Source organism: Streptomyces sedi (assembly GCF_006335015.1).
In the GTDB taxonomy this organism is placed as follows: domain Bacteria; phylum Actinomycetota; class Actinomycetes; order Streptomycetales; family Streptomycetaceae; genus Streptomyces; species Streptomyces sedi.
Map to the genome: position 1 here is coordinate 128,343 of NZ_VDGT01000011.1, position 11,229 is coordinate 139,571.

The 11,229-nt window shown below is 73.2% G+C and carries 11 protein-coding genes; 7 read left to right on the forward strand and 4 right to left on the reverse strand.

Annotation, left to right across the window (positions count from 1 at the left end; all coding sequences use genetic code 11):
- Positions 1-17: 17 nt before the first annotated feature.
- Entirely contained in the window at positions 18-644 is a 627-nt protein-coding gene (locus FH715_RS16255) for a hypothetical protein (RefSeq protein WP_139645873.1), read from the reverse strand.
- A 242-nt stretch (positions 645-886) separates the two neighbouring features.
- Between FH715_RS16255 and purN the strand changes: the two genes are divergently transcribed.
- From purN to FH715_RS16280, 5 genes are all read left to right on the forward strand, one after another.
- A complete protein-coding gene (gene purN / locus FH715_RS16260; protein WP_139646044.1) occupies positions 887-1,528 on the forward strand; it encodes a phosphoribosylglycinamide formyltransferase in 642 nt (213 codons plus the stop codon).
- Positions 1,529-1,587: 59 nt separating this feature from the next.
- Positions 1,588-3,183, forward strand: a complete 1,596-nt coding sequence (gene purH / locus FH715_RS16265) for a bifunctional phosphoribosylaminoimidazolecarboxamide formyltransferase/IMP cyclohydrolase (protein ID WP_139646046.1) — start codon at positions 1,588-1,590, stop codon at positions 3,181-3,183.
- 372 nt (positions 3,184-3,555) lie between these two features.
- Complete coding sequence (locus FH715_RS16270) at positions 3,556-3,807, forward strand: hypothetical protein (protein ID WP_139645875.1); 252 nt, start codon at positions 3,556-3,558, stop codon at positions 3,805-3,807.
- A 71-nt stretch (positions 3,808-3,878) separates the two neighbouring features.
- Positions 3,879-4,742 carry a bifunctional methylenetetrahydrofolate dehydrogenase/methenyltetrahydrofolate cyclohydrolase gene (locus FH715_RS16275; RefSeq protein WP_139645877.1) on the forward strand — a complete coding sequence of 288 codons (864 nt, stop codon included), beginning with the start codon at positions 3,879-3,881 and terminating at the stop codon, positions 4,740-4,742.
- A 76-nt stretch (positions 4,743-4,818) separates the two neighbouring features.
- A complete protein-coding gene (locus tag FH715_RS16280; protein ID WP_139645879.1) occupies positions 4,819-5,226 on the forward strand; it encodes a DUF3017 domain-containing protein in 408 nt (135 codons plus the stop codon).
- Positions 5,227-5,267: 41 nt separating this feature from the next.
- Here FH715_RS16280 and FH715_RS16285 read toward each other — a convergent pair whose 3' ends face one another.
- From FH715_RS16285 to rocD, 3 genes are all read right to left on the reverse strand, one after another.
- On the reverse strand, positions 5,268-6,176 hold the full coding sequence (locus FH715_RS16285; protein ID WP_139645881.1) for a glycine betaine ABC transporter substrate-binding protein: 909 nt from the start codon (positions 6,174-6,176) through the stop codon (positions 5,268-5,270).
- 153 nt (positions 6,177-6,329) lie between these two features.
- The gene (locus FH715_RS16290) at positions 6,330-7,319 is read right to left on the reverse strand and encodes a malate dehydrogenase (RefSeq protein WP_139645882.1); all 990 of its coding nucleotides are present in this window, start codon (positions 7,317-7,319) and stop codon (positions 6,330-6,332) included.
- A gap of 738 nt (positions 7,320-8,057) precedes the next feature.
- On the reverse strand, positions 8,058-9,284 hold the full coding sequence (gene rocD, locus FH715_RS16295) for an ornithine--oxo-acid transaminase (RefSeq protein WP_139645884.1): 1,227 nt from the start codon (positions 9,282-9,284) through the stop codon (positions 8,058-8,060).
- Between the two features lie 173 nt (positions 9,285-9,457).
- Between rocD and trpS the strand changes: the two genes are divergently transcribed.
- Entirely contained in the window at positions 9,458-10,477 is a 1,020-nt protein-coding gene (trpS, locus tag FH715_RS16300; RefSeq protein ID WP_139645886.1) for a tryptophan--tRNA ligase, read from the forward strand.
- A 121-nt stretch (positions 10,478-10,598) separates the two neighbouring features.
- The gene (locus FH715_RS16305) at positions 10,599-11,168 is read left to right on the forward strand and encodes a 2'-5' RNA ligase family protein (protein WP_139646048.1); all 570 of its coding nucleotides are present in this window, start codon (positions 10,599-10,601) and stop codon (positions 11,166-11,168) included.
- Positions 11,169-11,229: the final 61 nt, after the last annotated feature.

Here is an 11,229-nt window from a genome sequence, read left to right on the forward strand (position 1 = left end):
GTGAGCCCGGCAAGGGGCTATTCGGCGAAGATCGGCCGCAGCTGGCTCGGGAGGTCCTTCTCGCAGGCCTCCTTCGAGGGGGCGGTCAGGGAGTCGGAGACGCAGTCGAAGTAGTCCTTGTAGACCAGCTGCGCCGTGTAGCTCGCCGCCACGATGGCCAACGCGACACCCGCCAGCACCACGCCCGCGATCGCCGAGCCGCGCTGCGGGCGGCGGCCGTCCGGGGTCGGGGCCGGCGGGCGGCCCTCCGCGTCGCGCGGGCCGCCGCGCAGGGCGCTGACGCCCCAGTAGAGGGCGAGCGCGCCCAGCAGCAGCCCCAGCCACTCCCAGGAGAGCAGCCCGGCGAAGACACCCCACATACCCGCCAACACCGCGTACCGCGCGTGGCGTTGCACCGGGTCGTTGGGGTCCCAGCGGCGGCCGTTGCGGTCGTCGTCTCCCTCGCCCTGTGACGGGCGCCGGCCGAACGGGCCGCCCCAGCGGCCGGGCTTCGCGTCGTCTCCGGAGCCCCGTTCGTCCCCGGAGTCCTCGTCGGGACGACGCGGTCGCCACGGCTGGTCGGGCTTCCCCTCGGGCGGCGGAGCGAAGGGGTTGTCCTCGCTGGGCCGCTCCTGCTTGCCTGAGGCTCGGGGTCGGTCCGTCATCTGAGTGGTCGCATCTCCCTGTCGGGGCCGCGAGCCGGGATTCTCGCGGTGCCGGTGGCTCCGACCGTACCTGCCCGCGGGCGGCCCACGGCACCGGGGGACCCAGCCGTGCCGGTATCGTTGCGGACGGCCGGCCGGTGAGCGGCCGGCGCCATCCGGGGAGGAAGACCCCGGAGAAGACCTCAAGGAAAGACCTCGTCGTGGCCTCTGCCTCCGCCGCCCCCGATGCCGTCGACTCCCCGGTGGGAGCCCAGCAGGGCGCGGGGGGCAAGCCCCCGGTGCGCCTCGTCGTCCTCGTCTCCGGCTCGGGGAGCAACCTCCAGGCGCTGCTCGACGCCGCCGCCGACCCGGAGTCCGGGTTCGGGGCCGAGGTCGTCGCCGTCGGCGCCGACCGGGGCGGGATCGAGGGGCTGCGGCGGGCCGAACGGGCCGGGGTGCCGACGTTCACCCACCGGCTGCGGGAGTACGCCTCCCGCCCCGACTGGGACCGCGCGCTCACCGAGTCGGTGGCCGCGCACCGGCCGGACCTGGTGGTCTCGGCCGGTTTCATGAAGATCGTGGGAGCGTCGTTCATGGCCGCCTTCGGTGGCCGGTTCGTCAACACCCATCCGGCGTTGCTGCCCAGCTTCCCCGGCGCGCACGGGGTGCGCGACGCGCTGGCGCACGGCGTCAAGGTGACGGGCTGCACGGTTCACTTCGCCGAGGCGGAGGTGGACAGCGGCCCGATCATCGCTCAGCGAGCCGTCGAGGTCAGGGACGATGACGACGAGGACACCCTGCACCGGCGGATCAAGGAAGTGGAACGCGGCCTGCTTGTCGACGCCGTGGGCCGACTGGCCCGGGACGGCTACCGCGTAGAGGGACGAAAGGTGTACATCCCGTGACCGCCGAGGACCACACGCACGACCAGCAGCCCGCCGAACTCCCCACCGACACCGCGCGGTTGGCGACCGAACGCTTCCAGCGCGACGACGCGGGGGAGGGCGGCCCCGAGGGGCGCCGGCCGATCGCCCGCGCGCTGATCAGCGTCTACGACAAGACCGGTCTTGAGGAGCTGGCCAAGGGGCTGCACGAGGCCGGCGTCGCGCTGGTCTCCACGGGCAACTCGGCGCGCAGGATCGCCGCCGCCGGGGTGCCGGTGACCCCGGTCGAGGAGGTGACCGGCTTCCCCGAGTGCCTGGACGGCCGGGTCAAGACGCTCCACCCGAAGGTGCACGCCGGCCTGCTGGCCGACCGGCGGGTCGCCGCGCACCGGGCGCAGCTGGAGGAGCTGGGCGTCGAGCCGTTCGACCTGCTGGTGAGCAACCTCTACCCGTTCGAGCAGACCGTCGCCTCGGGCGCCGCGTTCGAGGACTGCGTGGAGCAGATCGACATCGGCGGCCCCGCGATGGTGCGCAGCTCCGCGAAGAACCATGCGACGGTGGCCGTCGTCACCGATCCGGCCGGCTACGGCGAGCTGTTGGCGGCCGTCGCCGACGGCGGCTTCACGGCGACGCGCCGACGGGAGCTGGCGGGTGAGGCGTTCCGGCACACGGCGCGCTACGACGCCCAGGTCGCGGGGTACTTCGCGGCCCAGGGCGGGGCGGAGGAGACCTTCCCGCAGAGCCTCAGCCCCGTCTTCGGGCTCGGCCGGGTGCTGCGCTACGGCGAGAACCCGCACCAGTCCGCCGCGCTCTACACCGACGGCAGCGGAACGGGCCTGGCCTCGGCGGAGCAGCTGCACGGCAAGGAGATGTCCTACAACAACTACGTGGACACCGAGGCCGCGCGCCGGGCCGCCCACGAGCACGCCGAGCCGTGCGTGGCGATCATCAAGCACACCAACCCCTGCGGCATCGCCGTCGGTTCGGACGTCGCCGAGGCGCACCGCAAGGCGCACGCCTGCGACCCGCTCTCCGCGTTCGGCGGGGTCATCGCCGTCAACCGGCCGGTCAGCGCCGAACTGGCCGGGCAGATCGCGGAGATCTTCACCGAGGTCGTGGTGGCGCCCGGGTACGAGGACGGCGCGCTGGAGGCGCTGACCGCGAAGAAGAACATCCGGGTGCTGCGCTGCCCCGAACCGCCGTCCGCCGTCACGGAGTTCCGGCCGGTCGACGGGGGCGCGCTGGTGCAGGTCAGCGACCGGCTCCAGGCCGAGGGCGACGACCCGGCGGGCTGGCGGCTGGTGGCGGGCGAGCCGCTGGACGCGGCGGGGCTGAACGAACTGGCCTTCGCCTGGCGGGCGTCGCGCGCGGTCAAGTCCAACGCGATCCTGCTGGCGAAGGGGCTGGCGACGGTCGGCGTCGGCATGGGCCAGGTCAACCGGGTCGACTCGGCACGGCTGGCGGTCGCCAGGGCGGGCGCGGAACGGGCGGCGGGGGCGTTCGCGGCGTCCGACGCGTTCTTTCCCTTCCCGGACGGGTTCGAGGTGCTCGCGGAGGCGGGCGTGCGGGCGGTGGCCCAGCCGGGCGGCTCGGTCCGCGACGAGCAGGTGATCGAGGCGGCGAAGAAGGCCGGCGTCACGATGTATCTGACGGGCACGCGTCACTTCTTTCACTGACGGGCCGGACGACTACTGACCTTGCCGGTCGGGGTGGGTTGTCGTCCTCGCCCCGGTGGGTGGTTGCTCGCGCAGTTCCCCGCGCCCCTTCACCGCCGGTGGGCGGCTTGGGGGCGCGGGGAACTGCGCGGTGCATTTGTGGCGGGCCGCAGTCGACTACGGTTCTGGCCGGCCCGGGTGGGTTGTCGTCTGCGGCCCGGTGTGTGGTTGCTCGCGCAGTTCCCCGCGCCCCTTCTCGGCCGGTGGGCGGCTTGGGGGCGCGGGGAACTGCGCGGTGCATGGGTGGCGGGCCGCAGGTAACTACGGTGCCGGCGCCCCCGGGGCGGGTGTGGCTTCGTGTGGGTGGCCGGGGAAGCTGCTGGAATGTCGGGCATGAACGAGAGACGGTCCTTCTTCAGCAGCCCGGCCGGCGGCGTCATGACCCGGGAAGTCGGCGCGATCACGGGCGAATTGGAGCTGCACAGCACGGTCGACGAGGACGGCGCGCTGGCGCTGCGCGTCCGCTACGCCGGCGCGGACGAGTGGTACGCGGTCGAGGGCGGCCCCTACCGGTTGCACGACGCCCGCGACGCGGAGGTCCTGCACGAGGTGCTGGTGGCGATCATCAACCGACCGGCGGCGTAGCCGGCCGGTGTCGACCACGCCCCGCGGCACCTGATTGGTGGCGCGGGGCCCTCATCGGGGAGTATGGGCCCATGACTGCCCAGACACTCGACGGTCAGGCGACCGCGGCCGAGATCAAGTCAGACCTGCGCACCAGGATCGCCGACCTCAAGGCGAGCGGCCATCTCCCGGGCCTCGGCACGCTGTTGGTCGGGGAGGACGTGGGCAGCCAGAAGTACGTCGCCGGCAAGCACCGCGACTGCGCCGCCGTCGGCATCGCCTCCATCCAGCGGGAGCTGCCGGCCTCCGCGAGCCAGGAGGAGATCGAGGCCGTCGTCCGGGAGCTGAACGACGACCCGGCCTGCACCGGCTACCTGGTGCAGCTGCCGCTGCCGCGCGGCATCGACGCCAACCGTGTGCTCCAGCTCATCGACCCCGTGAAGGACGCCGACGGGCTGCACCCCACCAACCTCGGCCGCCTGGTGCTGAACGAGCCGGCGCCGCTGCCCTGCACGCCCAACGGCGTGATCCAGCTGCTGCGTCGTTTCGAGGTGCCGATCGAGGGCGCCGAGGTGGTCGTGGTGGGCCGGGGCGTGACCGTCGGGCGTTCGTTGCCGCTGCTGCTCAGCCGCCGTTCGGAGAACGCCACGGTGACCCAGTGCCACACCGGCACCCGTGACCTGGCCGCGCATCTGCGGCGCGCCGACATCGTCGTGGCGGCGGCGGGCGTTCCGCACCTGGTGAAGCCGGAGCTTGTGAAGCCGGGCGCGGCCGTGCTCGATGTCGGCGTCAGCCGTGACGAGTCGGGCCGGATCGTCGGGGACGTGGACCCGGCGGTCGCCGAGGTCGCCGGCTGGCTGTCGCCCAACCCGCGCGGCGTCGGCCCGATGACCCGCGCGATGCTGCTGACCAACGTGGTCGAGGCCGCCGAACGCGCGGCCGGCATCGCCCGTTGACCGGGCGGCCCGGCCGCACGCACCGACCGCACGAACCGACCGACGAGAACGAGAATGACGAGGGGGCCGATCGGCCGTGAGCGGCGTGGCCTGGCGCAAGCGCTGGAGGGTGCCGGAGAGGTACCGCACCCGGAGCACGGCGCGTCCCGAGGGCGGGGGGCGCACGGCCGGCGGGGACGCGCCGGCGCCGATACGGCAGTGGCCGCTGCTGGTGGTGCTGGCCACCACGCTGGCCGGGCTGCTGCTGACGCTGGCGGACTTCCGCGTCGGGCTGCTGGTGGTGGGGTGCGGGCTGCTGACCGGCGCCGCGCTGCGCGCCTGGCTGCCGGCGGTGGGGATGCTGGCGGTGCGTTCCCGCTTCACCGACATCGTCACCTACGGGCTGCTGGGCACCGTGGTGGTGCTGCTGACGCTGATGGCCGAGCCCAGCCCGTGGCTTGAGGTGCCGTTCCTCAACGACATCCTGCGCTTCTCGGTGGACTGACCCGCGCCGGACGCGTGGACGCGTGAACGCGCGGGCGCGGGTCAGCCGAGCCAGGCGGCGACGGTGTCCGGGTTCTCGGCGACCCAGCGTTCGGCCGCGGCGCCAGGGGTCATGCCCTGGCCGGCGATCAGCGCGGCGACGGCGTTCTGGTCGCGTTCCGACCAGGAGAACGCCCGCAGGAAGTCGACGACCTCGCCGCCGGCCTCGGCGAACTCCGCGTTGAGGTACTTCCGCAGCGGGATGCTCGGGTAGTAGTCGGGGAGTTCGACCTCGGCCAGCTCGACCTTGGTGGCCAGCCAGTGCGGCTGCCAGAAGTAGGCCAGCAGCGGGGTGCCGCGCGCGCCCGCCTGGTGGATCTTGTCGATCAGCGCGTCCTCGCTCCCGGCGGCGACCGGGGCGAGGTCCAGGCCCAGCTCCTCGATGATCGCCTCGTCCCTGGTGGCGAAGCCGGGATCGGCCTGGAGCACCTCGCCGTGCAGCTCCTCGGCGAAGTCGTTGAGGTGGCGCCAGTCGAGCACCTCGGGGTTGGCCCGGGCGAACTCCCCGGGTATGTACCAGCCGACGTGGCCCTCGATGCCCAGCTCGCCGGCGGCGACCACGTCCGCGCGCTGCTCGACGTGGAGCCGGGTCTGCTCCGGCAGCGCCCCCCAGTCCTCCAGCAGGACCTGGGTGTCGCCGACGCCCAACTGGCCCCAGGCCGCGCTCGGTTCGGTCTCGACCTTCTCGACGGGGACGCCCAGCTCCTCCTCCAGCAGATAGGCCACCACCGCCGCGTTGGCCCGGGCCCCCGGCCAGTCGGTCACCGCGATCCGCACGGGCTCGGCCTCGTCGTCACCGAGCGCCCCGCCGGGCAGGTCGCAGGCGCTGGCGAGCACCAGCCCCAGGGCACCGAGGCCGGCCAGCAGGCGGTGGCGCGCCCGACGGCGTATCCGGGGGGAGATGCGGAGCATCGGCGAGGGCTCTTCCTTCGGTGTGCCGGCGGCGGGTCGCTGGAGGCTGGAGGGGTGCCTACGCAGTGTGGCCCCAACAGCGGGTGTGGGGCCACAGGTGCGTCCTGAGACGTCGATGTTGCGGGTGGTGCGGTCTCGCTTGGTCCGCTCGGCTCAGATGAGGCCGAGCGCGCGGACCGCGTCGCGCTCCTCGGTCAGCTCGCGGACCGAGGCGTCGATGCGGGTCCTGGAGAACTCGTTGATCTCCAGGTCCGGAACGATGGTGTAGGAACCGTCGGCGCAGGTGACGGGGAACGAGGAGATCAGGCCCTCGGGAACGCCGTAGGAACCGTCCGACGGAATCGCCATCGAGGTCCAGTCGCCGGCCGGGGTGCCGTTGACCCAGGTGTGCACGTGGTCGATGGCGGCATTGGCGGCGGAGGCGGCCGAGGAGGCGCCCCTGGCCTCGATGATCGCGGCGCCGCGCTTGGCGACGGTCGGGATGAACTCGTCGGCCAGCCAGCTCTCGTCACCGATCGCCTCGGCGGCGTTCTTCCCCGCGACCTCGGCGTGGAAGACGTCCGGGTACTGGGTGGCGGAGTGGTTGCCCCAGATGGTCAGGCGGCGGATCTCGGCGACCGAGACACCGGTCTTCGCCGCGAGCTGCGAGAGCGCCCGGTTGTGGTCCAGCCGGGTCATCGCGGTGAACCGCTCGGCCGGCACGTCGGGGGCGGCGGCCTGGGCGATCAGCGCGTTGGTGTTGGCCGGGTTGCCCACGACCAGGACGCGGACGTCGTCCGCCGCGTGGTCGTTGATGGCCTTGCCCTGCGGCTTGAAGATCCCGCCGTTGGCCTCCAGCAGGTCGCCCCGCTCCATGCCCTTGGTGCGCGGGCGGGCGCCGACCAGCAGCGCGACGTTGGTGCCGTCGAACGCGACGTCGGCGCTGTCGGTGATGTCGATGCCGGCCAGCAGCGGGAACGCGCTGTCGTCCAGCTCCATGGCCGTGCCCTCGGCCGCGCTCAGCGCCGGGGTGATCTCCAGCAGCCGCAGACGGACGGGGACGTCGGGCCCGAGGAGCTGGCCCGAGGCGATCCGGAAGAGCAGCGCGTAGCCGATCTGGCCGGCGGCGCCGGTGACGGTGACGGTGACGGGGGTGCGGGGCATCTGGGACCTTCCGGTTGTGAATGAGGCGGCCGGGTCCACGGCCAGGTTACTCGTCGGACGTGGCCAGGAACCCCCACGGTGGGCGCGGGAGCCCTCGCGCGCTTTCTCGCCATATCTCGCCATCAAGATACGGGCGCCAGCGTAGTCCGGCGCCGCCGCCCGCTTTTCGTCGGGGCGGGATCGACGGTTCACCTGGCCGGTGGGGGCGCGGTCGACTACGGTCCTGGCCGGCCGGGGTGGGTTGTCGGCGTGAGCCCGGTGTGTGGTTGTTCGCGCAGTTCCCCGCGCCCCTGGTTGGGGCTGGCGTGGTGGGTCGGGTGTGGGTTCACGCTCGGCAGGTGGCGGCGGGCTTGGGGGCGCGGGGAACTGCGCGGTGCATGTGTGGCGGGGGTTGGTCGACTACGGAGCTTCGTGGGTGGGTGGGTTGTCGGCGTGAGCCCGGTGGTGGGTTGCTCGCGCAGTTCCCCGCGCCCCTGGGTGTGGTGGGCGTGGTGGGTTGGGTGCGGGTTCACCTGTGGCCGGTGACGGCCTGAGGGGGCGCGGGGAACTGCGCGATTGCTGGGTGGCGGGGGTTGGTCGACTACGGAGCTTCGTGGCGGGGTGGGTTGTCGTCCTCGGCCCGGTGGTGGGTTGCTCGCGCAGTTCCCCGCGCCCCTGTCACGCCGGTGGGCGGCTTGGGGGCGTGGGGAACGGCGCGGTGCGTTCGACCACGGTGTCGCGCCGGTCAGGCGTGAGCCGTCAGCCGACGAGAACCTCGCGGAGTTGGGTCAGGGCCCAGTCCAGGTCCTCCTCCTCGATCACCAGCGGCGGCGCGATGCGGAGAGTGCTGCCGTGGGTGTCCTTCACCAGCAGGCCGCGTTCCAGCAGCTTCGTCGCGACCTCGCGGCCGGTGCCGAGGCCCGGCGCCAGGTCGAGGCCCGCCCACAGGCCGCGCCCGCGCACCTCCGTGAGCACGCCCTCGCCGACCAGCTTGCCCAGCTCCTCGTGGAGCCGCTCGCCCAGCCGGGCGGACCGCGCCTGGATCTCGCCCTCGCGCAGCATCGTCACCACCTCAAGGCCCACCGCGCACGCCAGCGGGTTCCCGCCGAACGTCGACCCGTGCTCGCCCGGCCGCTGCACGCCCAGCACCTCGGAGGAGGCGACCACGGCGGAGACCGGCAGCACGCCGCCGCCCAGTGCCTTGCCGAGGATGTAGACGTCGGGCACCACGTTCTCGTGCTCGCAGGCGAACGTGCGGCCCGTGCGGCCGAGCCCGGACTGGATCTCGTCGGCCATCAGCAGCACCCCGCGTTCGGCGGTCAGCCTCCGCACGCCCGGCAGGTAGTCGGCGGGCGGCACGACCACCCCGGCCTCGCCCTGGATCGGCTCCAGCAGCACGGCCACCACCTCGCCCTCCGCGTCGTCGGCCAGCGCCGCCTCCATCGCGGCCAGGTCGCCGAACGGCACCACGGTGAACCCGGGCGTGAACGGGCCGTGGTCCTCGTAGGCGTCCGGGTCGGTGGAGAAACCGACGAGCGTGGTGGTCCTGCCGTGGAAGTTGTTGGCCGCGACGACGATCCGCGCCCGGCCCGCCGGCACCCCGCGCACCCGGTAGCCCCACTTGCGGGCCGTCTTCACCGCGGTCTCCACCGCCTCGGCCCCGGTGTTCATCGGGAGCACCATGTCCTTCCCGCACAGCTCGGCCAGCTCGGTGACGAACGGCGCGAAGCGTTCGTGGTGGAAGGCCCTGGAGGTGAGGGTGAGCCGGGTCAGCTGGGCCTTGGCCTCGGCGATCAGCCGGGGGTGGCCGTGGCCGAAGTTGAGCGCCGAGTAGCCGGCCAGCAGGTCCAGGTAGCGGCGGCCGGTCACGTCGGTCACCCAGGCGCCGCGGCCGGAGGAGAGGACGACCGGCAGCGGGTGGTAGTTGTGCGCGCTGTGAGCCTCGGCGGCGGCGATCAGTGCGGCGGGGTTCTCCTGGACGCTCATGGCGGCTTCCGATCTCTGGCGGGGGTGTTGCCTTCGCCTCGACTTGTAGCGGGTTCCGTCCGCTATGGGAAGAATCCGCACGCGACTGTCCGGAATCCGGTGCCCACGAGCCCTCTCGGCGGACGTTCCGCCGGGGCCGTTACCCGGTTGGCCGACCTGAGAGAATGAGCCGCATGGCCACCGAACGTCCTCGCGTCCTGTCCGGAATCCAGCCGACCGCCGGCTCCTTCCACCTGGGTAACTACCTGGGCGCCGTGCGGCAGTGGCTGCCGTTCCAGGACACCCACGACGCCTTCTACTCCGTCGTGGACCTGCACGCCATCACCATCCCGCAGGACCCGGAGGCGCTGCGCCAGGCCACCAGGCTGGCCGCCGCGCAGCTGCTGGGCGCCGGGCTCGACCCGGAGCGGTGCACGCTCTTCGTGCAGAGCCATGTGCCGGAGCACGCGCAGCTGGCCTGGGTGCTCAACTGCGTGACCGGCTTCGGCGAGGCGTCCCGGATGACGCAGTTCAAGGACAAGTCGGCCAAGCAGGGCGCCGAGGGCACCACCGTGGGGCTCTTCACCTACCCGATCCTCCAGGCCGCCGACATCCTGCTCTACCAGACCGACCAGGTGCCGGTCGGCGAGGACCAGCGGCAGCACGTCGAGCTGACCCGCGACCTGGCCCAGCGGGTCAACGGCAGGTACGGCGCCGACCTGTTCCGGCTGCCGAACGCCTACATCCTCAAGGACGCCGCCAAGATCCAGGATCTCCAGGACCCGGCGAGCAAGATGAGCAAGTCCGGCTCCTCGCCCAAGGGCATCGTCTGGCTGCTCGACCCGCCGAAGACGTCGGCGAAGAAGTTCCGGAGCGCCGTCACCGACACCGGTACCGAGGTGCGCTACGACCCGGCGGAGAAGCCGGGGCTGAGCAACCTGCTGAGTGTCTACAGCGCGCTGAGCGGCATGACGATCGCCGAGATCGAGGAGAAGTACACGGGCCAGCTCTACGGCCCGCTCAAGACCGAGCTGGCCGAGCTGTTCACCGAGTGGGTGGCGCCGTTCCAGGAGCGGACCCAGGGCTTCCTCGACGACCCGGCCGAGCTGGACCGGGTGCTGGCCAGGGGCGCCGAGAAGGCCCGCCCTGTGGCGGCCGAGACGCTGGCGCGGGTCCACGAGGCGGTCGGCTTCCTGCCGGGGCTGCGCGGCTGAGAACGGAGCCGGGGTCGCGCGCCGTTCGCGTTCGCGCCCCGAGGCGGCACACTGGCCAGGAGCAGGCGCACGGGTTCGACGTCGGGAGTGCGAACCGGCGGGAGTGGGAGGGAGTCGGATGGTGGGGACGGTGACGCTCGGTGTGTCCATCGCGGTCCCGGAGCCGCACGGAAGCCACTTGCAGCGCTGTCGCCTCGGCTTCGGCGACGCGGCAGCCGCCCACATCCCGACCCATGTGACGCTGCTGCCGCCGACCGAGGTGGACCCCGCCGCCAGACCGGCGATCGAGGACCACCTGTCGGCGCTCGCCGCCGCCGGGCGGCCGTTCCCGATGCGGCTCGGCGGCACCGGCACCTTTCGGCCACTGTCGCCCGTCGTCTTCGTGCGGGTCGTGGAGGGCGCCGCGGCCTGCGGCTGGCTCCAGGAGCGGGTGCGCGCCCCCGAGGGGCCGCTCGCCCGCGAGCTGCTCTTCCCCTACCACCCGCACGTCACCGTGGCGCACGGCATCGCTGAGGAGGCGATGGACCGGGCCAGCGAGGAGCTGTCCGACTACGAGGCCGCCTGGCAGGCGACCGGGTTCGCCCTCTACGAGCAGGACGGGGGCGGCGCCTGGGCGCTGCGCAGGGAGTTCCGCTTCGCCTCGGCCCCCGGGACCGCGCCCCGCCCCGACGCCGCCTCTCGGGTGGCCTGAACGCCCGGGGTCCGCCTCGTCGGCCCGCCGCCGGTGTCGTGTGCCGCGCGGCCGGGCAGGC